Genomic DNA, 21,221 nt, shown 5'->3' with positions numbered 1-21,221 from the left:
CTATAGGATATAGGATATAGGATATAGGGAACGGCCCGGTCCACTGCGGACCGGGCCGTTCTGCTCGTCAGACGACGGCCTTCATGATGACCGAGCGGGTGATCCGAGCGACCTCTTCGACGATCTGGACGCCCTTGGAGTAATTGGGCGCCTTGCTCGTCATGATCGCCATGCGGATGTCGTGCTTGTTCGGGATGGAGATGTAGCCGACGGAGTGGACGACCCACAGCCCGCCGAGGGAGGAGCGGGTGTCCCAGCCGTTCTTGAGCCACACGGTGTCCGTGGCGCTCGCTGCGGCGGTGACGCCCCAGTCCTGCGAGTCGACGACGTTCCCCATGAGCGACCGCGCGTAGTCGATCTTCTCCTGGTTGAGCAGGCCCGGGAGCATCAGGTGGTTCAGCACCCGGAGCTGGTCGGTCGCGGTGGTCGTGGTCAGGCCCCAGCGGCAGTCCGAGGACGCCTTGGTGTTCTTGAGGCCGTAGCGCACATGCGCCGCCGAGAGGGCGGAGCAGCCGCCGAGGAAGTTGTACAGGCTGGTCGCCGAGTCGTTGTGCGACTCGGTGATCATCTTCCGCGCCCACTCCTTCTTCTCGGCCGGGATGGAGGAGACCTTGCTGTACTTCTCCAGCAGCATCAGCAGGATCTCCATCTTCACGAGGGAGGCGGTGTCCTGGACGCGGCGCCAGTTCGCGGTGATGGTGCGGTTGCTGCGGGAGGCGGCGACCGAGGCCGTGATGTCGAGTCCGGTGGAGCCGATGTAGGTCTTGATCCGGTCGGTCAGCTCCAGGGCCAGTTCGCTGTCGGTGGGTCCGTCGGCCCATGCGGCCGTGCCGATCCAGGCCCCGCCGCCCGCGAGGGCGACGGCGGCCGGGATGCCAGCGCGCAGCGCGGTCCGGCGGGTGAGGCGGCGGGACCGGGGGGCCGGTTCCGCCTGGGGTGCTTCGAGAGTCATGCGGTTCCTGTTTATTCGTACTGGATGACGTCGCGGGAGATCCGGGAGATCTCCTCGACGATCGGGATCCCCTCGACGTCGTCGACCGCGCCGCTGGTGAGGACCGCCAGCTTGACGGGGTCGCCGTCGCCGTCGAGGACGCCGATGGAGTTGACCACCCACAGGCCGCCGAGCTGGGACTCGACGTCCCAGCCGTTCTTGAGCCAGACGGTCTCGCCGTCCTTCGCGGCGGCGGAGATCCCCCAGGCCTGCTCCTCGATCACCGAGGCCATGAGCTCGCGCCCGAGGTCGACCTGCTCGGCGTCGAGGATGCCCTCAAAGAGGTTGAGGCCCACGAGGATGAGCTGATCGGAGGCGGAGGACCAGCCGACGCCCCAGCGGCCCTGGGGATCGGGGGTGGTGTCCTGGAGACCGTACCTCGCGTGCGCGGCGACGAGTGCGTCGACGCCGCCCAAGTAGTTGTACAGCGTGGACGTGGAGGCGTTGTGCGACTCGCGGATCATGCGGTTCAGCAGCGCGAGGTGGTCCTCGGGGATCGCGTCGACCGAGCCCCAGTACTCCTGGACCATCGAGAGGATCTCGACCTTGACGATGGAGGCGGTGATGTGCGTCTGGTCGGGGTTGTAGTCCAGGCGCATGTCGCCGCGCTCGATCGCGACCGACGCCTCGACCTGCGTGCCGGTGGAGGCGAGGTAGGCGTCGATCCGGGTCTTGAGGTCCGCTTCGAGCTCTTCGCGGGACGGCCCGAAGATGGCGTCGAGGCCGTTCTCGGAGGCGTTCGCGGCGACCGTTGCCACGGCCCCGGCCCCGACCAGGGCGGCCGCTGCGGGGACGCCGAACCGCAGGAGGTTGCGGCGGGAGGGGCGGAGCAGACGGGAGGAAGGTTCGCTTCTGCGGATCATGGCCCCAAGGCTAGGGAACCGGTCGAACCGGAGTCAACGTGCCCTCAACGGAATCCCCCGAGCAAGGGTGTCTGAAATGTCATACCGGAGCGAAGCAACCCAAAGCACGCCGAAGGGCGTCCGGCAAGCGCCGGACGCCCTTCGGACGGCCTGTCTAGTACGCGGGCAGGCTCGGGTCGACCTGGTTGATCCAGCCGAGCACGCCGCCCTGGACGTGGACCGCGTTCTTGAGCCCGGCGGCCTTCGCGGCGGCCAGGGCCTCGGCCGAGCGCACGCCGGCCTTGCAGTAGAACACCGCCTGCCTCTCCGTCGGCAGATCCGCCAGCGCGGCACCGGACACGATGTCGCCCTTGGGGATCAGCCGGGAGCCCGGGATGCGCACGATCTCGTACTCGGCGGGCTCGCGCACGTCGATGAGGTCGATGTCGCGCCCCTCCTTGATCCACTCGGCCAGCTCGCGGGCCGTGATGGTGGAGCCGACGACGGCCTCGGCGGCCTCGTCGGTGACCGAGCCGCAGAAGTCCTCGTAGTCGATGAGCTCCTTGACCGTGGCGTTCGGGCCGCACACCGCGCAGTTCGGGTCCTTGCGGACCTTGATCTTGCGGTAGGTCATCTCCAGCGCGTCGTAGACCATGAGCGAGCCCACGAGCGGGTCGCCGATCCCGGTGAGCAGCTTGATGGCCTCGGTGACCTGGATCGAGCCGATCGAGGCGCACAGGACGCCCAGGACGCCGCCCTCGGCGCAGCTCGGGACCATGCCCGGAGGCGGGGGCTCGGGGTAGAGGCAGCGGTAGCACGGGCCCTGGTCGGCCCAGAAGACGCTGGCCTGGCCGTCGAAGCGGTAGATCGAGCCCCACACGTACGGCTTGCCCGAGAGGACCGCGGCGTCGTTGACCATGTAGCGCGTCGCGAAGTTGTCGGTGCCGTCGATGATGAGGTCGTACGGCTCGAAGATCTCGAAGACGTTGTCGTTGTCGAGCACCGTGTTGTGGATGACCACGTTCACGTACGGGTTGATCTCGCGGATCGACTCGGCCGCGGACTCGGCCTTGGTGCGGCCGATGTCGGACTGGCCGTGGATGATCTGGCGCTGGAGGTTCGACTCGTCGACGGTGTCGAACTCGACGATGCCGATGGTGCCGACCCCGGCCGCGGCCAGGTACATCAGCGCGGGGGACCCGAGGCCGCCCGCGCCCACGCAGAGCACCTTGGCGTTCTTGAGTCGTTTCTGACCGTCCATGGCGACGTCGGGGATGATGAGGTGGCGCGAATAGCGGCGCACCTCGTCGACCGACAGCTCGGAGGCTGGTTCGACCAGCGGCGGCAAACTCATATAACCAATAATGCATGTCCACGGGGTGGATATTCCACCCCCCGGCCCGGTGTGCCGCGCTTCACCCCGTGAGATTCCTTGTCCCGCATGGCGGGACGAGGTTCGTGGAACCGGCCGCGGCTACCGGTCGATGAAGTCGTCCGGCGGCAGGTCGGGGCCGTTGTAGTCCCCCGCCGGGCCCGACAGGTACGTCTCGCCGTCCGGGAACGGCCACGCGTTCCCCGTGCAGCCCGCGAGCTGGTACGTCTGCTGCGCCATCACCGGCGACAGCTCTCCCTCGGCGGGGCACACCTCGTGCCCGTGCCCGAGCCGGTGCCCCACCTCGTGGTTCACCGCGTACTGGCGGTACGTCTCCAGCGTGCCGTCCCAGTGCTCGACCCCGGTGAGCCACCGCGCCGAGTTGATGACCACCGCGTCGCCGTTGCGGCACGAGACCGTCGTGTTCTGCGAGCCGCACAGGTACGAGCGCTGCTCGGGGCTCGCCAGGTAGACCGTGAAGTCCGCGTCGCCGCCGCCGACCTGCTGGAACCGCCACGCCCCGCCCGCGGTCCACGAGCGCGGATCGGCGAGCGTCGCGTGCACGAAGTCGCTGAACTCGTCGGCGTTCAGCTCGATGCCGTTCTCCACGGCCACGTTGTACGTCAGGAGGGTCCCCGCGTCGCCGAACACCGCAGTGTCGGACGGCTGCGCGTACGTCCAGGTCCCCGTGCCCGAGAAGTACAGCGGGATGTTCGCGACCTCCGGAGAGGCGGACGGCGACGGCGGCACGGCCTCGTCGGGGACCGCCTCCGCGCTGGTCGGGACGACCTGCTCGTCCTCGTCGAGGGCCTGCGGCTTCTCCGAATCCGCGGCGCCGAGCGCGAAGTACAGCCCCGCGCCGGCCATGACGACCAGGACCGCGAGCAGCACGAAGCGCCGTCGTCTGCGGAGCCTGCGGTTGCGATCCAGCCGTCCCTCAGTCACACCCGGGAGTCTAGGCCAGACGGCCGCCCCAGGGGCTCAGCCCGCAGCATTGTGTGAACCGGTTCCGGTTCACAATATGGACAAAGCGTTCTCGGGGTCGGCGACCTCGTCGTTGCGGACTTCGTCGAACATGGCGACCATTGCGCGCGCGACCGCCTGGGGCCGCTCCATCATCGCGACGTGGCCGGTCTTGTCGAGGATGAGGAGGCGGGAGTCGGGGATCGCCAGGGCCGTGGGCGGCGCTTGGCGGACGTCGATGACGTGGTCCTGCTTGCCCCAGACGACGAGGGTCGGGCACTGGATCTCGCGGGCGAGGCGCCACAGGGAGTGCGTGCCGGGCACGAGGGCCTGCACGAAGGAGGCCATGAGGCCCCGGTAGGTCTGGAAGTACGCCTGGTTGTTCCAGGGCACGGCGAGGCGGTGGCGGGCCTCGGCGATCGCCTCGCGGCGGCGCTGCGGGTGGATCGAGGACGGGTCGGCCCAGGTGCCGCGGATGATGTCGTCGACGACCTGCTGCGGGGTGCGCCCGCGCATGGCCCGGTCGGCGAGCCACGCGATGTTCGGGACGGCGAGCATCGGCAGGTAGCGCGACTGGTGCGAGCGGCGCGGGTTCCCGAAGGGCATCGCGGGCGAGATGAGGGTGAGCGTGCGGACCAGGTTCGGGCGGGTCGCGGCGAGGTACACCGCGACCGCGCCGCCGAGCGAGTGGCCGACGAGGTGGACCGGGCCGCGCCCGGACTCGGAGATCCACGCCGCCACGTCCTGCGCCAGGAGCGGGATCGTGGTCCGCGGCGCGGGCGCCGAGTGGCCGAAACCGGGCAGGTCCACCGCGTCGGTGCGGAGCCGGTCGGAGAGCGCGTCGGCGAGGTCGGTCCAGTTCTGCGCCGAGCCGCCGAGCCCGTGGACGAACACGGCGGGCTCGGCCCCCGGCGCGGTCGCCGGGGTGTGGCGGATGAACAGCCGGCGGCGGCTCACCTGGTGCTCGATGCCGGGCCACGGCGCGTGCGGCCGTCGGGGAGTGCGGACCTCCCCGGCGTCGACCAGCCGCGCCCGTTTCATGGAAGCTAGTGTGCCACTTCGGCTGCGAGCGCGCCCAAAGTAGCCGAAACCACCGCGCGGGCGCGCTCGGCGGTCACGACCGAGGCCCCGGAGAGGCGCCGCACGGACCGGCCGTCGAGCCACAGGATGACCACGACCGCGGTCTTCACCGGCCCGGTGGGGACGATCGAGGCGTGCTCGACTTCGACGCGCACGTCCCCGGCGCCGAGGCGCGGCCGCAGGGCCTCCACAGTGGCGGCCGCGGCGGCGTGCTGGATGTGCCAGTCGATCGGCGGGACCGCCACTTTGCCCGTGGACTCGGTGTCGCCGAGGGCGAGCGTGACGCTCACTTCGGCTTCGAGACCGGCGGACTCGATCTCGACGCGGCGCAGCTCGACCGGGCCGACCGAGGCGACCTCGACGTCGGTCGAGGCGGGCTCGACGTGGCCGCGGATCTCGGCCTCGTCGCCGGACTGCGGGCCGGGCTCGACGGCGCGCTGCTCGTTGACGACGGCGGAGACCACGGCGTGGACCTCGTCGGGGTCGACGCCCTCTTCGAGTTCGAGGCGGAGGCTGGAGGCGCCGTCGGGGGCCGTCACGTGGAAGGCGTCGCGGACGCCGGGGACCTGGCGGACGGCGTCGACGAGGCGGGCGGATTCGGTGTCCTGCACTTGGGTGCCGGCGGATCCGGGCATGGGTCCTGTGTTCTCCACGGTGGCGGGCGGTGTCGGCTCGGCGATGGGCGGGCGGGGCGGCGTGCGCAGCAGTGGGGCCTGCTCGGTGACGGGCGGGCTGGGGACCGCCGCGGGCGAGACCTCAGTGAGCGGCGGCTGCACGATCGGGAACTGGTCGGTGCGCTGCTCCACGACCGGGACGGACGGGGCCGGGGGCGGCGGGGTCGCGGGCGCGGGCGGCGCGCTCGGCTGCGGCGGGGCCTCGGCGGCGGGCGCGGGCGTGGCGGGAGCCGGGGCCGCGGGTGCGGCGGGGACCGCCGGGTGCTCCTGGGTCGCCTCCTCGGGGGCGTGGACCGCGGGGCGGACCGGGCTCGGCGGCGCGGGCGGCGGCGGGGTCTGCACGGTCGCGGGCGGGGCGCTCTGGGCCTGCGGGACCTCGATGGGGCCGGTGTGCTGCGGCGCGGGCGCGCTGTAGTGCTGCTGCGCTTGGGGTTCGGGTGCCGGGGGTTGGACGAACTCCTGGTTGGGGCCGGGCGGCGCGGGGACCGGCTGCTGCGGGGCCGCGGGGCTGGGCGCGTAGTCGCCGGGCAGCGGCGGGGCGCTGTAGCCGGGGTGCTGCTGGGGGACGCCGAAGTCCTGGGCGGGGGCGCTGTAGAACTGCTGGGCGGGCTGGCTCTGCTGCGGCGGCGCGGGGGCCGCGGGCGGCGGCGGGGTGTGGTGCTGCGGCGGAGCGGGCGCCTCGTGGTGCGGGGCGGGCGCGTACTCCTGGGTGGCGCCCGGCAGCGGGGCCGCGGGCGGCGGGGCGTACTCCTGGGCCGGCGGCGCGGGCGGCGCCGGAGGGGCGCTCTGCGGCGGCGCGAACGGGTTCACCGGGACCTGCTCGGCCTGGAAGCCCTGGGGGCCTTGGGGGGTCTGCGGGACGGCGGGGATCGGCTCGAACTGCTCGCCCGGTGCGGGGCGGCGGGTCGCGGGGACCATCGGCCCGGTCTCGGTCATCTCGACCGGCACGTTCGGGACCTGTCCGGTGGGGTCCTCGCTGTAGCGGTGGCGTCTGCCGCGGTCCGGGTCGAACCGGTACTGCTCGGGCGCCTGCCCCATCCCCTGACGGGCCGCGTCGGCGGTCTCGGCGCCCTCCTCGGACGGCGGGCCCCAGGACCTGCCGATCCGCCTGCGGGCTGCCCGTTCCTCCCCGGTCGGACGCTGCTCATCCGGTCGGTTCTGGTCATACACCACTAGACAACTCCTTCATATTCCCGCCCTCAAGGTACCGTGGCGCGCCCAGTGACTCGAACCCGCGTTTGTCGCCCCCGTACGCTGGGAGACTGTATTCAAGGTTTCCGTAAACTCCGTTCGGGCCGCAAGCGACCGCGGCTGACGGATGGGCGACATGAGCCGGGAAGAGGTGGCGGCGTGAACAGCGCTGGTGAGGGGCGGGTCCGACTGCCCAGGAGCGAACGCCGCGTGCAGCTGCTGCGTGCCGCTCAGGACGTCTTCGTCTCCAAGGGCTACCACAGCACCTCCATGGACGACATCGCCGAGAACGCCGGGGTGTCGAAACCCGTGCTGTACCAGCACTTCACGTCGAAGCTGGAACTGTATCTGGCACTGCTGGACGGCCGGGCGGCCGAGCTGGTGGGCCAGGTGCGCGACGCCTTGCAGTCCACTGAGGACAACAAGGAGCGGGTGAACCGCGCCATGCGCGCGTACTTCGAGTTCGTGGACGCGCAGGGCGAGGCGTTCCGGCTCGTGTTCGAGTCCGACCAGCGCAACGACCCCGAGGTCGCCGAGCGGGTCATGCGCATGGAGGCCGACTGCGTCGCGGCGATGGCCGAGACGATCATGGCCGACACCCACGTCGACAAGGCCCGGGCCGAACTCCTGGCGACGGGCCTGCTCGGGACCGCCGAGGTCTCGGCCCGCAAGTGGATCGCCTCCGGCCGCGCCATCCCGAAGGACGAGGCGGTGCAGCTCATGAGCACGCTCGCTTGGCGGGGCATCTCGCACTTCCCCCGCGAGGAAGAAGTCTGAGCGTCCCTTCCTTCCGGAAGGTGCATGCTCGGGGCGGCGCCGTTCGCTCTCGGCGCAGCGCTCCGTGCAGTGGACCGGGGGTCGCCGCGAGTAGTCTTGCTTCGGACCGAAGGTCAGAGTATTTCGATTGAGGAGGGCCCGTGGAGGTCAAGATCGGTGTCCAGTACGCCCCACGCGAACTGGTGTTGGAGAGCAAGCTGTCGCCGAAGGACCTGTCCGACACGATCGAGCAGGCCGTGAAGGACGGCGGGGTCCTGCGCCTGGAGGACGACAAGGGGCGTCAGGTGATCGTCCCTGTCGAGAAGATCGCCTACGTCGAGATCGCCGCCACCAACGTGCGGTCCGTCGGCTTCACGGTCGACGCATAGCAGACGGAAGTGACTTCAGGCCCGGGGCTGCTGCTCCGGGCCTTGTCCGTTCCCTGAAGAAGCCGCTACTGGAGGACCGTGAACGGCGCGGTGCCGCCGACCGCGTGGCTGCCGTTGCGCACGCCCTCCGGGCCGCTCGTGTGGACCCGGTACAGCGTGTCGTTCGCGACCACCAGCACCGGGTCGCCGCGGTTGAGGTTCGACTCGACCGGGTCGGCCGGGTTCGCGGCGACCTCCGAGAACACCAGCCCGGCCGTGCCGGCCTGGACGTCGGTGCGGGAGTTGTCGATCGCGACCCGGAACAGCGTGTCGTCGTCGCGCTTGCCCGTGACCCACAGGTAGTTCTCCGAGCTCCACGCGATGTCGGTGACGTCCTCGATGTCGGTGCCGATGCGCCGCGGCTCCCCCGCCTGGAGGTTCCCGTCGGCGTCCACGTTCAGCGGCGCCACCCACGCGTGGCCGCCTTCGACGTACGCCAGGCGCCGCCCGTCCGCCGCGAGCGCCATGGCCGTCACCGACTCCCCCACCGTGAGCGGCTGGACCACCGCCCGCGAGTTCGGGTTCACGACGGTGGGCACGCCGTCGGAGACGACGAGGATCGCGCTCGCCGGGTGCCACTGCGGGTCGGCCAGCACGGAGCCCAGGCCGCCGACGGCGCCCATCGCGGAGTCCGTGGGCCCCACGGTGAGCACGTCGCCGGAGGTCCCGGCGGCGATCGCGGCGATCTGGTCGGCGGGGCCGATCGCGACCTGCCGGAGGCCGTCCGCGTGGAAGCCGACCCATGAATGTTCAGCGGACTCGGTGGTGACCTCGTCGGCCGCGTACTCCCAGACCGTCTCCTCGAACAGGAAGTACGCGGTCGGCGGCAGGTCCGCGGGGATCGCGTTCCAGTTGCGCCAGTCCGCGAGCGTGCCCTCGCCGATGACGTCGCCGTCGGCGGTGAGCACGAATCCGTCGGACAGGCCCAGGGTCCAGGCGACCTGCGCGGTCATGGCGTCCTGCACGGACCGGTCGTCGACCGGTTCGCCGAGGGTGAGCTCCACTTCGGGGACGCCGTTGCGCGAGGTGATCTTCGCGGTGGTCGAGGAGGGGATCGCGCTGCGCGACGACTGGAGGGCGAACTCGGAGGGGCCGCGCAGGAGCCAGTCGAGCCGGAGGCGCCTGTCGGTCTCGGCGTCGAGGTCGGCGTAGATCCAGCGCAGGTCGGGGACGAGGAGCTCCGGCGCGTCGGCCTGGAAGTACAGCGGCGAGGCCCGGTAGGAGTCGAGGAACTGCCGGTAGTCCAGGGACACCTGGGACGGCTGGCTCTGGATCGACCACACGTCCTGGAGGCCGCCGTCGCGCCCGAGCATGAACGTCTCCTCGTAGGCGCTCGGCGAGGAGCTCATGCGGACCGAGCCGTCTTCGAGGTAGACGCCGACGACCGAGGCGGTGACGGTGACGTTCGCCGACTCGATCGGATTGCCGCCGCCCACGGTCACCTCGATGTCGGCGAGGAGGCGGATGCCGGAGGCGGCGTCGGAGAACTGCTCGTTCCCGGAGGCGGTGAACTTGTTGAGGCGGTCGTCGCGGCTCGCGGGGTCACCGGCGGCAGCCTTGAGAAAGTTCTGGACCGTGACGTCGGCATCGACGGTCGGCTCGAACGTCTCGGCGGTCGTCCCGGAGGACTCCCCGAAGTTCGTGGGCGCGTCGTCGACGACCTCCGGGTCGCTGCCGGTGGGGATGCCGCAGGCGGATGCGGCCCAAGCGGTGCCGAGGGCGAGCGCGGCGGCGAGGCTAGTCCTGCGTCGCACGGGTGGCCTCCTTCCCCGCGCCGGGGCGCGGGCCGTCGAGCCGCAGGGGGATCGGCGAGGTGATGACGCGGTTCCCGGCCTGGAGCGGCAGGGTGAGCACGAACAGGGTGCCCTTACCGGGCTCGCCCACGGCCTGGAGCGTCCCGGAGTGCAGCTTCGCGTCCTCCAGGCTGATCGCCAGGCCCAGGCCCGTGCCGCCGGTCCTGCGGTTGCGGGACGGGTCGGCGCGCCAGAACCGGTCGAAGACGCGGTCGGCGTGGCCGGGCTTGAGGCCCACGCCGTGGTCGCGGACCGCGACGGCCACCGCCGTCTCGGACTCGGCGACGGTGACGCGCACGGGGCGGCCCTCGGCGTGCTCGATCGCGTTCGAGACGAGGTTGCGCAGGATGCGCTGGACGCGGCGCGGGTCGACCTCGGCGATGACGCGGCGCTTCGGCTTCTCGACGGTGACCTCCACCCCGCACTCGCCCGCGAGGTGCGAGAGGCCCTCGGCGACGTCGTCGGCGATGCGGCCGACGTCGACGGCGTCCACTTCCAGGGACGCGAACCCGGAGTCGAAGCGGGAGATCTCCAGCAGCTCCTGGAGCAGCTCCTCGAAGCGGTCGATCTCGTGCTGGAGCAGCTCGGTGGAGCGCTTGGTGACCGGGTCGAAGTCGTCGCGGTTGTCGTAGAGCAGGTCGGCGGCCATGCGGATCGTCGCGAGCGGCGTGCGCAGCTCGTGCGAGACGTCGGAGGTGAAGCGCCGCTGCATCATCGACATCTCCTCCAGGCGCCGGATCTGGCTCTGGAGGTTCTCGGCCATGAGGTTGAACGAGCCCGCGAGCCGCGCGAGGTCGTCGGAGCCGCGGACCTCCATGCGCTCGTGGAGCAGCCCGGCGGCGAGCCGCTGGGAGGTGCGGGCGGCCTCGCGCACGGGCGTGACGACCAGGCGGGTGACGAGCGCGGCGATGACGCCGAGGAGGAGGACCAGCGCGACCCCGGCGAGCGCGAGGTTGGTGCGCAGCAGGCTGATCGCGTCCTGCTGCGATTCGAGCGGGTAGAACGCGTACAGCTCGAAGTCCACGGTCAGGTCGATGAAGGAGCCGACGACGAGGTACGGCATGGGGCCCTGGTCGTCGAGCGTGAAGTTGTCGTACTGGATCGCGGTCTTGCGGTCGGCGACGTCCTCTTGCAGCTCCTCGGACGGCGCGGCCTCGGCCGACGCGGGGTGCGAGCGGGTCACCTCGCCGTCATCGGTGCGCAGGACGATGACCGGCGCGTACACGGGGTCCTCGGCGAGCTCGTTGACGATGCGCTGCATGGTCGTGGCGAGCGCGGAGTCGGAGGAGGAGGCGTAGGTGCCGAGCTGCTCGGCGGCCCGCTCGACGGCGTTGAGGGTCTCCTCGACGGCGGTCTCCTGGCGCTCGGTGAGGAGCCCGGAGGTGACCGACCCGGCGACGACGAAGGAGAAGATGAGGACGAGGACCGTGGAGGCGATGAGGGTCGAGGAGACGACCCGCAGCTGGAGGGAGGCGCGGAAGCGGTCGATGAGCGGGCGCGAGGCCCGGTCCGCCCAGCGGGCGGCGCTCCCCCATGCCCGTCGCAGCCACACCGGGCGCTGGCGCGCCCGGTCCTCCCCCGCGGTCATGGTCTAGCCGAGTCCGGCTTTGTACCCGACGCCGCGGACGGTCTGGATGAGCTGGGGGCGCTCGGGGTCGGGCTCGATCTTGGCGCGCAGGCGCTGCACGTGGACGTTCACCAGGCGCGTGTCGGCGGAGTGGCGGTAGCCCCACACCTGCTCCAGCAGGACCTGCCGGGTGAAGACCTGGCGGGGCTTGCGGGCGAGGGCCACGAGCAGGTCGAACTCCAGGGGCGTCAGCTTCACTTCGGCGCCGTTGAGGGTGACCTGGTGGGCGGGCACGTCGATCTGGACCTGGAGGCCGGGCTTGCCGATCTCCAGGCGCTCGGGCGTGACGTCGTCGCCGCGGCGCAGGCGGGCGCGGATGCGGGCCACCAGCTCCTTGGGCTTGAACGGCTTCACGATGTAGTCGTCGGCGCCCGATTCGAGGCCCAGCACGATGTCCACGGTGTCCGATTTGGCGGTGAGCATCACGATCGGCACGCCGGACTCGCCGCGGATCGCCTTCGCGACGTCGATCCCGCTCATGCCCGGGAGCATGAGGTCGAGGAGGACGATGTCGGGGCGGTGCTCCTTGAACGCGGCGAGCGCCTTCTCGCCGTCGACGACGAACGTGGGGGTGAAGCCTTCGGTCCGGAGGATGATGCCGAGCATCTCCGCCAGGGCCGGGTCGTCGTCGACGACGAGTACACGTGCTCTCATGGACACCAGTTTTCCACCTCGCTAAAGGCCGGAGCACCACGGGTGTCTCCCCGTGGTGCTCCAACTGTAACGACTATCCGACGGACTTGGCGGCCCGTGCGGGGTCGGTGCCTGCGGCGATGGCCTCGAACGGCTCGCGTCCGGCCTGGATCTCGCCGAGCTGGACCATCTCGCGCTTCGTGAAGAAGCCGACGATCCAGTCCGCGAGGACGCGGCCCTTGCGGCCGGTCCCGGGCACGCGCGACAGGTGGTAGCCGCGGTGCATGAGCCAGGCGAGGAGGCCCTTGGCCTTGAAGCCGTAGGTGTTGGCGACGCCCTTGTACAGGCCGAGGCCGGCGACCGAGCCGATGTACTTGTGCTCGTACGGGGTCAGCTCGCGGCCGACGTGGCTGCGGTAGACGTTGTCCGCGAGGGTCTTGGCCTGGCGGACGGCGTGCTGCGCGGACGGGGTGCACCAGTCCATCGGGAAGTCCGAGGTGTCGGGGACCTGGGCGGAGTCGCCCGCGCCCCAGGCGCCTTCGACGACCTCGCCGACGGTGTGCTTCCCGGCTTCGACGCCGGTGGCGACCTGGAGGCGCGTGTTGCACTCCAGGTGGCCGCGCGGGCCGATCGGCAGGTCGGTCTGCTTGAGCAGCGGGTGGGGCATGACGCCGGCGGTCCAGATGATGGTGTCGGAGTCGAACTCCTCGCCGTCGGTGAGGACGACGTGGCCGCCCTCGCAGGACTTCAGGGTGGTGCCCAGGCGGATGTCGACGCCGCGCTTGGTGAGCTCGCGGGCGGCGTACGCGCCCATCTCGGGGCCGACCTCGGGGAGGATCTTGTTGGCGTACTCGACGAGGTACCACTTGATCTCGGAGGCGTCGAGCATCGGGTAGTTCTTCACGATGTTCGCGGTGAGGTCTTCGAGCTCGCCGAGGGTCTCGGCGCCGGCGAAGCCGCCGCCGACGGTGAGGAACGTGAGGGCCTTGCGGCGCACGTCGGGGTCCTCGGTGGTGGCGGCGATGTCGAAGCGCTGGAGCACGTGGTTGCGCAGCCAGATCGCCTCGCCCATCGACTTGATGCCGATGGCGGTGTCCGCCAGGCCGGGGATGGGGAGCGGGCGGGAGACGGAGCCGGGGGCGACGATGACCTCGTCGTACTCGACCTCGCGGGCGGGGCCGACATAGGGCTGCACCATGAGCTTGCGCTCGGAGTGCTTGATCTCGGTGACCGCACCGGTGAGGATGGTGCAGTGCTTGAGGGCCTGTCGGAGCGGCACAACGCCGTGTCGCGGGGAGATGGAACCAGCGGCCGCCTCGGGCAGGAACGGCTGGTAGGTCATGTGCTGGTTGGGGTCGATGACCATCAGTTCAACTTGACCGCGCTTGATGTCGCCCTTCAGCAGCTTGCTCAAGCGTTCGGCAACGTAAAAACCGACGTGACCGGCACCTATCACGACTATACGTTTCACGTGTTCAATTCTGGCCCTGTTCAGGGGGTCTTGTGTAGTGAACGCGCGAGGACGTAGATCACGGTGACAGCGGCCACGATGCCCGCGCCGACCGCGAGACCTGCGGTGAGACCGGTGAAATACGCGGTGAACAGCGCCAGGGTGAGCGCTATGCCCACAGTCGACGCCAGCACCAGCCCGAGGTGCTTCGCCCAGGTGAGGATGATCTCACCGTCCATTGCGGTAGTCGTTCGGAAACGCTGCGCGACGGCCGCCGCGGAATGGCCGGTGTACAGCAGGCAGGCGAGCCCGGCAGCCGTCCACAATGTGGGAGAGCGGTCGCCGTCGAGGGCGTCCGAGACGAGCCAGGCGGCGATCGTGAAGCCGATTGCCACGAACACCGCCGGTCCCGCGGGGGCGAGGGCCGCGGCGAGTGCGAGCAGCGCCGCGAGCGCCGCGTAGAACCCGGTCCCGGCCCATTCGGGCGGCACGGCCAGCTCGGAGGCGGTGAACAGCGTCAGGGCCGTCAGGAGGCGCAGCAGGACCGGCGCGGGGGCGATGCGGCGGGCCCACGAGACGCCACCGGCGCGCCCGGCCTTGGCGCGCTCGCGGGCGCCGTCACGGAGCGCTTGGAGCAGCGGGCGCTGGACGTCAGTCATCGGTAGCGCCTCCGGGTGAGTTGAGCGAGGACGTTGTCGAGGGAGGCCGCGCCCTGCCAGGGCTCGACGGCGACGCCGAGGTCGCGCAGCTCCATGAGGGTGTTGTCGCGCGAGAGGCGCCACAGCCGCTCCGCGTACGGCGTCCAATGTGTACGACGGGGCGGGGCGACGTGCGGCGGGAGGGTGTCGACGCACAGGACGGGCCGCCCGGCGCGGGCGAGGGACGCGATGAGCGCGATCGACCGGTCGGTGAGCAGCGGCGTGAACACGACGTTGAGACTGCGCTGGCCGGCGAGCTGGCGGCGCAGCAGGTCCGGCGAAGGCGGGACGGGGTCCGGCGGGATCTCGACGGCGGCGAGCCAGCGCAGGGTGGCGGCAGCGTGGCGGCGCCCGGCCCCGGCCCGCATGCGGCGCCCGCGGGCGCCGAACTCGACGCACGCGGTGCGGTCGCCCTGGAGCGCGTAGTGGGAGGCCACGGCCCCCGCGGCGCGCACGGTGAGGTCGGCGATCGACGCGGCGCCGTCGAGGCCCCCGGACACGCCCGCCTCGACCTGGAGGTCGAGCACGAGGGTGACATCGGTGTCGCGTTCGGAGAGCGTGGCGTTGACGTACAGGTCCCTGGTGCGCATGGAGGTGCGCCAGTCGATGCGGCGCAGCCGGTCCCCGGGCTGGTAGAGGCGGACCTCGGCGAGCTCGCCGGAGTCGCCGCCGCGGCGGGACCGGTGGACGCCGGTGACGCCGTCGGCGAACGGCAGGGACTCGGCCGAGTCGAACCAGTCGGGCACGGGCAGGACCCACGCGGACAGGCCGGGGAGGCGCTGCACGGTGGTCTCCAGCAGGCCCCCGCAGGCGACGGAGCGGACGTGGACCGGGCCGAGGTGGTGCTCGCCCCAGCGGCGGGCCGTCCCGGCGACGACGAGGTCGCGCCCGGACCGCGGCGCCAGCGCGGACGCGAAGTCGCCCTTGCCGGTGTGGAGTTCGATCCAGGGGTCGGCGACGGCGGTGACGATCGCGGTGACGGCGACAGGCTCGGGGTTGGCGACGATGACGCGCGCGGCGGCGGTGCCGCCCTCGGCGCAGGAGAGGTCGGTGCCGGTGCCTTCGAGGGGCGCGATGCGGACCTCGGGCGGGCGGTGCGGGCGGCGCTGGAGGAGCACGGCGGTGCCGATCGCGAAGGGCGCGGCGATGAGCACGAGGTCGATGCGGCCCAAGGCGACCGCCGCGAGCAGGCACACCGCGGCGAGGGCGACGGCCCTGGTGAGGGCCTTCGTCCGCCGCCACGTCACGGGCGGTTCGACCCGAGCCGGGCGCACCTCGCGGGGGTTGTCGGTGCGCAGGCTCAGGACCGGGTCGATCGTCATCGCTGCTGCGCCGGGCCCGCGGTGTAGGCCGGGGCCTGGGCGGTCTGCGGGGCCGGGACGCCGCGGCAGATGTCGGCGACGACCGCGGCGGGGTCGATGCGGCGCATCCACAGCTCGGGCTTGAGGGTGATCCGGTGGGCGAGCGCGGCGCCCGCGACGCCCTTGACGTCGTCGGGGGTGACGAAGTCGCGCCCGGCGAGGACGGCGAGCGCGCGGGAGGCGAGCAGCAGCGCGAGGGACCCGCGCGGGGAGGCGCCGACCTGGACCTGCGCGTGGCCGCGGGTGGCGGTGGTGACGGCGACGATATAGCGGCCCACGGAGTCCTCGACGGTGACGTCTTCGAGGGCGCGCTGCATGGCGACGAGGGTGGCGGCGTCGATGACGGGGTCGAGGTCGACGGCCTCCTGGCGGCGGCCGATGCGCCGCTGGAGGACCTCCCACTCCTCGTCGGGGGTGGGGTAGCCGAAGGAGACGCGCAGCAGGAACCGGTCGAGCTGGGCCTCGGGGAGCTGGTAGGTGCCTTCGAACTCGACGGGGTTGGAGGTGGCGAGGACCGTGAACGGCTCGGGGAGGAGGTGGGTCTCGCCCTCGACGGAGACCTGGCGCTCCTGCATGGCTTCGAGGAGCGCGGACTGCGTCTTCGGGGGCGTCCGGTTGATCTCGTCGGCGAGGAGGAGGTTGGTGTGGACCGGGCCCTTGCGGTAGACGAACTCGCCGGTCTTCTGGTTGTAGAGGAGGGACCCGGTGACGTCGGCGGGCAGCAGGTCGGGCGTGAACTGGAGGCGGCGGAAGTCGAGGCCGAGGCTCTGCGCGAAGCAGCGGGCGGTGAGGGTCTTGCCGAGGCCGGGGAGGTCTTCGAGGAGGATGTGCCCGCCCGCGAGGATCCCGGCGAGGACCAGGCGCAGCGGCTCGTCCTTGCCGACGATGACCGACCGGACCGACTTGAGGACCGCTTCGGCGTGGTGCGCGACCTGGTCGAGGCTGATGCGCGGCGTCTCGGTCATTTAGATCTCCTCGATGGCTGTCAGGTGGGCGCCGAGCTGCTGCGGCGAGGGGCAGTCCGGCACGGGGCCGGTCAGGAACAGGTAGGTGCGCTCGCCGAGGACGGCCCGGCACTCCTCGGGCTGGCCGTCGAGCGAGAGGCCGCGGCGCAGCCGCAGGCGCTCGGCGGCGAGCTCGGTGAGCTGCTGCTTCGCGTTCGTGGTGGCGAACCGGCCGGGCTTGGCCTCGGCGAAGATGAACCGGTCCTCCCAGCGGTTGACGTCGGCGAACGGGCGCCAGGACGGCTCGTTGACGGTGTGGACGCGCAGTTCGGGCGCGGGCTCGGTGTCGGCGCGCATCCCGGAGACCACGGAGTAGGCCAGGAGCGCGGCGACGGCGAGGAGCACGAGCTGCCACAGCGCGAAGTCGACGCCGCCGACGTACGCGAACGCCCACGCGAACACGGCGAGCGCGACGGCCCCGACCGCGGGCCACAGCCGCACGCGCCCGAACGGCGAGAGGAGTTCCCTCACCGAGATGCCTTGCGGCGCTTCTCTTCTCACTGCGCCTCCCTGACGCCGAGCTGGGCCCGGAGCGCGACGAGGGCGTCGCGGGCGCGGTCGCGGTCGGCCTCGCCGACCTCGTGCGGCGAGTACCTCGCCCGCAGGTACGCCTCGGTGAGCCGGTTCAGGGCCGCGCCGTCGAGGTCGTGGCTCGACAGGAGCTTGCGGACGAGGTCGGCGGGCGTGTCGGAGGCGTCGCGCTCGATGCCGACGCCTTCGGCGGCGCGCTCGAAGTGGATCCAGCAGGCCATGATCGCCGACCTGGCGTCGGTGCCGAGGTCCATCTCCTGGAGCGCGGAGGCGATGGCGTCCTCGACGAGCGCGAAGTCGCGGACCAGGTGCGCCGGTTCGGGTTCGGGCACGCCGGTCGACTCGGGCGCCTCCACGATCCACCTGATGAGGCGCCGGATGACGAGCAGCAGGATGAGCAGCAGCGGGATGCCGGCGAGGACGCCGAGGATGAGCCAGCTGATCCACGAGGGGAACGTGCTCCCCTCGACGGGTTCGCCGGTCGGCGGCATCGACAGCTCTTCCTGGGTCATCAGCGGCGGCGGGCTCTCGGCGCCCTCGCCCCCGGAGTACGGCATCCGCGCCTCGTCCCACTGGAGCCCCGTCCCCTGCGCGGCGATCCCGACGACCAGCAGCGCGGCGACCACGGCGAGGACCGGCAGCCACCGCCGCAGCGTCGAGCGCTCGTGCGGTGCGGGTGGCGTCATGTGCGGCCTCTTGGGGTTCGGTGGGGGTGATGCGCGTCCCCCACCTTATGCCAGGGGCGCTGCAAACGCCTACCCGTCTCAGGACTCGAAACGGGAGGCGAAGCGGCGCTGCCAGGGGGTCTCGACGGCTTTCGGGGAGTATCCGGCGCGGACGAAGGCGACGGCTTCGGCTGCGGGGACGCCGTCGAGGACGGCGAGGCAGGCGAGGGCGGTGCCGGTGCGGCCGTGGCCGCCGTGGCAGGCGATCTCGACGCGCTCGGTCTCGGCGCGGGTCCAGGCGTCGCGCAGGGCCGCGGCGAAGGCGGGCTTGTCGGCGGGCAGGCGGAAGTCGGGCCAGCGGACCCACACGGCGTCCCAAGCGGTCGCGGGCGGCTCCTTGCCGAGGAGGTACAGCGCGAACTGCGGCTGCGGCCCTTCGGGAAGGGGCCGGGCGAGGCCGCGGCCGCGCACGAGGCGGCCGGACGGGAGGCGCAGCACGCCGGTGGCGTCGGGGTCCCAGGTCATCGCCCGATGCTACTGCGGCGCAGCGCTAGCGGACCTCTCTGAGGCCCGAGCCCTCCTCGGGGAGCTCCTTGAGGGTGCGGATCGGGGTCTTGAGGAGCACGAGGCATCCGGCGAAGAGCATCCCGGCGGCGATGAGGAGCACCGACTTCGCGCCGACCGCCTCGCCGACGAACCCGCCCGCGATCGAGCCGACCGCCATCGAGCCCCAGGTGATGACGCGCTGGGTGGCGTTCACGCGGCCCTGGATCGAGTCGGGGGTGACCGCCTGGCGGTAGCTGACGACGTTCACGTTGAACACCACGATCGCGCCCACGAACAGCGCCTGCCCGAGGAACGCGACCACCGCGCCCCACCCGGGCCCCGAGAACGCCACGACCGCCATGCCGGGCCCGGAGAGCGCCAGCGCCACGAGCGCGGTGCGCCCCATCCCGGCCTTCGCGGAGATCTTCCCGACGAGCATCGCCCCGAGGACCCCGCCGACCCCGGACCCGGCGAGGACCAGGCCGACGACCGCGCTCGACTGGCCGGCGTCGCGGATGAGGAACACCACGAGCATGGCCTGGAACGCGCCCACGGAGAGGTTGCACCAGGCGCTGGAGAACGCGACGGTGCGGATGATCGGGTCCTTGAGGATGAACCTGATCCCCTGGGCGATCTCGGCCCGCAGGTGCGGCTTCTCGCGGCGCACCGGATCGGTCTCCTGGAACCTGATGCGCCACATACTGAACGCCGACACCGCGAACCCGGCGACCGCGACGGCGACCGCCACGGGCGCGGTCAGCAGCGTCACGAGCGGCCCGGCGACGAGCGGCCCGCCCGTGTCGGAGGCCGACCGGAGCCCCTGGATGCGCGAGTTCGCCCCGGCGAGGCGGTCGTTGTCGATGAGCATCGGCACGTAGCTGCCTTGCGCCACGTCGAAGAACACCGAGACGAGTCCGAGCCCGAACATGACGGCGTACATCTGCCACATCGCGAGCGCGTCGAGCATCCACGCGAGCGGCACGGTCAGCATCACGGCCGCCCGCAGCACCTCGCTCACGACGATGATCGGCTTGCGCCGCATCCGGTCCACCCACGCGCCGACCAGCAGGCCGAACATGACCAGGGCGATCTGGTCCATGGCGTTGAGGACGCCGATCTGCGCTTCGCTCAGGTCGAGCACGACCACGGCGATGATCGAGACGGAGAAGTACGCGATCTGGAGGCCGACTTGGCTCGCGGCCACGGAGACGAGCAGGAGGCGGTGGTCGGGGTTGCGGAACATCGGTACGGGCTGCGCCTTTCGCGGGGGTATGGGGGCAGCCTACGCGCCGAACGCGACGAACGGGTGCCACGGACGCTGCTCCCCCACAGCCGCAAGGGCTTCGGCAGGGCTCGCACCTGCGGCGCAGCGGCGGTGGTAGTCGACCATCATCTCGGCGGCCATCAAGTCGGGGACCTTCGCGAGACTGGAGACCACAGTGGAGGTTCCGGCGTGCAGGAGCGCGGCGGTGAACCCGAGCGTCTCGTTCCCGACCTCGACGGTCGACCGCCCCAGGTCGCACGCGGACAGCACCACGTGCTGCGGGGGCTGGTCGAGCCCGAGCAGCTCGTACGCGTTGAGCGGTCCGAGCCCGAAGTCCAAGCGGGAGAACAGGACGTTGTCCGGCTCGTGGTGCCCGTGCGCGGCGAGGTGCGCGACGGCGGCGCCGTCGAGGGCCTTGAGCACGGCTTCGGGGTCGGACTCGTCGGCGTGGATGAGGACGGGATCGCGGTAGAGCTTCGCGATGTCCTCGATCTCCTCTCGGGCCCGCCCCAGGCCCGGACCGGCGGCGGCGAGCGCGGGCCCAGTCGCGGCGGGCTTCCGCACTGCGCGCCACCAGGCTTCGGCCGACGGCGACACGGTGAGCGGCCGCCCGCGCAGCAGCGGCAGCATCGGCCAGGGGACCCAGGCGAGCTTGCTGTGCGGGACGAGCACGACCTGCCGGTCCCCCACGTAGTCGGCGATCGGGTCGAGCAGCCCCGCCGAAAGCGCAGAAGCGTTGCGCCGCATGGAGCCTTCGACGCTCTGCCGCAGGCGCTCGGGGTGGTGGAAGGTCCGTCGCAGCGCGTCGAGGTCGGCGCCGAGGCGGCTGCCGAGCTCCGCGGCGTCGTCGAGCGGCATCAGTTCGACGTGCCGGATGTCGGTGCCGCCGACGAGGACGGCCCGGGCGTTCCCGCCGGCCTCGAAGAGGCTGACCACTACGGTCTCCCGCGATTCGGCGAGTTCGTGGATCGCCTCGGGGGCGATCCGCTCGGCCTGCTCGCCGGGGCCGGGCTTGGCGCGGTCGTAGTCGCGGATCTGCGCTTCGAGCTCCCCGACGCGCGCCAGCGCCTCGGCGGCGTCCTTGCCTTCGACTTGGAGGTCCCAGAGTTCCTGGCGCGCTTGGCGAAGGCGCCCGAGCGCCTCCCTGGCGGCCGGGGTCCCGGAGGTCTTCACCGGCGGCACCCGCATCGCCTGCGCCCGGCTGCGCTCGGCCCAGCGGAGCATGTCGGACGGCGTGCCGTGCCTCGTGGTGTGCCCTAGGTCGTGTTTACGAAGTCGGTTTCCAGTCGAGGATGATCGCGACTTGGATGGTGGCCTGGTATCGGACGGCGAGTTTGTCGAACCTTGTCGAG

20 protein-coding genes are annotated in these 21,221 nt (G+C 71.7%); 2 read left to right on the top strand and 18 right to left on the bottom strand.

Going from position 1 to position 21,221, the window contains the following annotated elements:
* Positions 1-67: 67 nt before the first annotated feature.
* The 6 genes from B0I28_RS22175 to B0I28_RS28355 form a co-directional block, all read right to left on the bottom strand.
* On the bottom strand, positions 68-952 hold the full coding sequence (locus tag B0I28_RS22175; RefSeq protein WP_106366050.1) for a serine hydrolase: 885 nt from the start codon (positions 950-952) through the stop codon (positions 68-70).
* Between the two features lie 11 nt (positions 953-963).
* Positions 964-1,854, bottom strand: a complete 891-nt coding sequence (locus B0I28_RS22170) for a serine hydrolase (protein ID WP_106366049.1) — start codon at positions 1,852-1,854, stop codon at positions 964-966.
* A gap of 154 nt (positions 1,855-2,008) precedes the next feature.
* Positions 2,009-3,187: an adenylyltransferase/sulfurtransferase MoeZ gene (gene moeZ / locus B0I28_RS22165; RefSeq protein WP_106366048.1), complete on the bottom strand. Its 1,179-nt coding sequence runs from the start codon at positions 3,185-3,187 to the stop codon at positions 2,009-2,011.
* Between the two features lie 120 nt (positions 3,188-3,307).
* Positions 3,308-4,150, bottom strand: a complete 843-nt coding sequence (locus B0I28_RS22160; RefSeq protein ID WP_219926924.1) for a DUF3152 domain-containing protein — start codon at positions 4,148-4,150, stop codon at positions 3,308-3,310.
* Positions 4,151-4,219: 69 nt separating this feature from the next.
* Positions 4,220-5,209: an alpha/beta fold hydrolase gene (locus B0I28_RS22155; protein ID WP_106366047.1), complete on the bottom strand. Its 990-nt coding sequence runs from the start codon at positions 5,207-5,209 to the stop codon at positions 4,220-4,222.
* 5 nt (positions 5,210-5,214) lie between these two features.
* Entirely contained in the window at positions 5,215-7,095 is a 1,881-nt protein-coding gene (locus tag B0I28_RS28355; protein ID WP_181245917.1) for a hypothetical protein, read from the bottom strand.
* A 138-nt stretch (positions 7,096-7,233) separates the two neighbouring features.
* Between B0I28_RS28355 and B0I28_RS22145 the strand changes: the two genes are divergently transcribed.
* Both B0I28_RS22145 and B0I28_RS22140 read left to right on the top strand, forming a co-directional pair.
* A complete protein-coding gene (locus tag B0I28_RS22145) occupies positions 7,234-7,890 on the top strand; it encodes a TetR/AcrR family transcriptional regulator (protein WP_106366173.1) in 657 nt (218 codons plus the stop codon).
* Between the two features lie 140 nt (positions 7,891-8,030).
* Complete coding sequence (locus B0I28_RS22140; protein WP_106366046.1) at positions 8,031-8,258, top strand: DUF3107 domain-containing protein; 228 nt, start codon at positions 8,031-8,033, stop codon at positions 8,256-8,258.
* A gap of 65 nt (positions 8,259-8,323) precedes the next feature.
* On the opposite strand, the gene B0I28_RS22135 is transcribed toward B0I28_RS22140, so the two are convergent.
* The 12 genes from B0I28_RS22135 to B0I28_RS22080 all read right to left on the bottom strand — a co-directional run bounded on the left by B0I28_RS22135 (position 8,324) and on the right by B0I28_RS22080 (position 21,093).
* The gene (locus B0I28_RS22135; RefSeq protein ID WP_106366045.1) at positions 8,324-10,051 is read right to left on the bottom strand and encodes an LpqB family beta-propeller domain-containing protein; all 1,728 of its coding nucleotides are present in this window, start codon (positions 10,049-10,051) and stop codon (positions 8,324-8,326) included.
* Entirely contained in the window at positions 10,035-11,678 is a 1,644-nt protein-coding gene (mtrB, locus tag B0I28_RS22130; protein WP_219926922.1) for an MtrAB system histidine kinase MtrB, read from the bottom strand. Before mtrB ends, B0I28_RS22135 begins: the two co-directional genes overlap by 17 nt.
* 3 nt (positions 11,679-11,681) lie before the next feature.
* On the bottom strand, positions 11,682-12,371 hold the full coding sequence (gene mtrA, locus B0I28_RS22125) for an MtrAB system response regulator MtrA (protein ID WP_091048055.1): 690 nt from the start codon (positions 12,369-12,371) through the stop codon (positions 11,682-11,684).
* Positions 12,372-12,444: 73 nt separating this feature from the next.
* Positions 12,445-13,821: an NAD(P)/FAD-dependent oxidoreductase gene (locus tag B0I28_RS22120; RefSeq protein WP_106366044.1), complete on the bottom strand. Its 1,377-nt coding sequence runs from the start codon at positions 13,819-13,821 to the stop codon at positions 12,445-12,447.
* 20 nt (positions 13,822-13,841) lie between these two features.
* Complete coding sequence (locus tag B0I28_RS22115) at positions 13,842-14,459, bottom strand: hypothetical protein (protein ID WP_106366043.1); 618 nt, start codon at positions 14,457-14,459, stop codon at positions 13,842-13,844.
* Positions 14,456-15,820, bottom strand: a complete 1,365-nt coding sequence (locus tag B0I28_RS22110; RefSeq protein WP_106366042.1) for a DUF58 domain-containing protein — start codon at positions 15,818-15,820, stop codon at positions 14,456-14,458. Before B0I28_RS22110 ends, B0I28_RS22115 begins: the two co-directional genes overlap by 4 nt.
* On the bottom strand, positions 15,817-16,824 hold the full coding sequence (locus B0I28_RS22105; protein WP_106366041.1) for an AAA family ATPase: 1,008 nt from the start codon (positions 16,822-16,824) through the stop codon (positions 15,817-15,819). The genes B0I28_RS22110 and B0I28_RS22105 overlap by 4 nt, the downstream gene beginning before the upstream one ends.
* Entirely contained in the window at positions 16,825-17,364 is a 540-nt protein-coding gene (locus B0I28_RS22100; RefSeq protein ID WP_146148198.1) for a hypothetical protein, read from the bottom strand.
* On the bottom strand, positions 17,361-18,080 hold the full coding sequence (locus tag B0I28_RS22095; RefSeq protein WP_106366039.1) for a DUF4129 domain-containing protein: 720 nt from the start codon (positions 18,078-18,080) through the stop codon (positions 17,361-17,363). The genes B0I28_RS22100 and B0I28_RS22095 overlap by 4 nt, the downstream gene beginning before the upstream one ends.
* 78 nt (positions 18,081-18,158) lie before the next feature.
* Positions 18,159-18,584, bottom strand: a complete 426-nt coding sequence (locus tag B0I28_RS22090) for a protein-tyrosine phosphatase family protein (RefSeq protein WP_106366038.1) — start codon at positions 18,582-18,584, stop codon at positions 18,159-18,161.
* A gap of 25 nt (positions 18,585-18,609) precedes the next feature.
* Positions 18,610-19,848: an MFS transporter gene (locus B0I28_RS22085; protein ID WP_106366037.1), complete on the bottom strand. Its 1,239-nt coding sequence runs from the start codon at positions 19,846-19,848 to the stop codon at positions 18,610-18,612.
* A gap of 39 nt (positions 19,849-19,887) precedes the next feature.
* The gene (locus tag B0I28_RS22080; protein WP_106366036.1) at positions 19,888-21,093 is read right to left on the bottom strand and encodes a CHAT domain-containing protein; all 1,206 of its coding nucleotides are present in this window, start codon (positions 21,091-21,093) and stop codon (positions 19,888-19,890) included.
* Between the last annotated feature and the right edge of the window lie 128 nt (positions 21,094-21,221).

Source organism: Glycomyces artemisiae, from assembly GCF_003002955.1.
Lineage (GTDB): Bacteria > Actinomycetota > Actinomycetes > Mycobacteriales > Micromonosporaceae > Glycomyces > Glycomyces artemisiae.
The sequence above is the reverse complement of the archived record's forward strand: the minus strand, read 5'-3'. Positions and strand labels throughout refer to the sequence as shown.

Coding starts and splice junctions, on each gene's coding strand:
- B0I28_RS22175 (WP_106366050.1), bottom strand. CDS start 952: ATGACTCTCGAAGCACCCCAGGCGGAACCGGCCCCCCGGTCCCGCCGC.
- B0I28_RS22170 (WP_106366049.1), bottom strand. CDS start 1,854: ATGATCCGCAGAAGCGAACCTTCCTCCCGTCTGCTCCGCCCCTCCCGC.
- moeZ (WP_106366048.1), bottom strand. CDS start 3,187: ATGAGTTTGCCGCCGCTGGTCGAACCAGCCTCCGAGCTGTCGGTCGAC.
- B0I28_RS22155 (WP_106366047.1), bottom strand. CDS start 5,209: ATGAAACGGGCGCGGCTGGTCGACGCCGGGGAGGTCCGCACTCCCCGA.
- mtrB (WP_219926922.1), bottom strand. CDS start 11,678: ATGACCGCGGGGGAGGACCGGGCGCGCCAGCGCCCGGTGTGGCTGCGA.
- mtrA (WP_091048055.1), bottom strand. CDS start 12,371: ATGAGAGCACGTGTACTCGTCGTCGACGACGACCCGGCCCTGGCGGAG.
- B0I28_RS22115 (WP_106366043.1), bottom strand. CDS start 14,459: ATGACTGACGTCCAGCGCCCGCTGCTCCAAGCGCTCCGTGACGGCGCC.
- B0I28_RS22110 (WP_106366042.1), bottom strand. CDS start 15,820: ATGACGATCGACCCGGTCCTGAGCCTGCGCACCGACAACCCCCGCGAG.
- B0I28_RS22105 (WP_106366041.1), bottom strand. CDS start 16,824: ATGACCGAGACGCCGCGCATCAGCCTCGACCAGGTCGCGCACCACGCC.
- B0I28_RS22095 (WP_106366039.1), bottom strand. CDS start 18,080: ATGACGCCACCCGCACCGCACGAGCGCTCGACGCTGCGGCGGTGGCTG.
- B0I28_RS22090 (WP_106366038.1), bottom strand. CDS start 18,584: ATGACCTGGGACCCCGACGCCACCGGCGTGCTGCGCCTCCCGTCCGGC.
- B0I28_RS22085 (WP_106366037.1), bottom strand. CDS start 19,848: ATGTTCCGCAACCCCGACCACCGCCTCCTGCTCGTCTCCGTGGCCGCG.
- B0I28_RS22080 (WP_106366036.1), bottom strand. CDS start 21,093: ATGCTCCGCTGGGCCGAGCGCAGCCGGGCGCAGGCGATGCGGGTGCCG.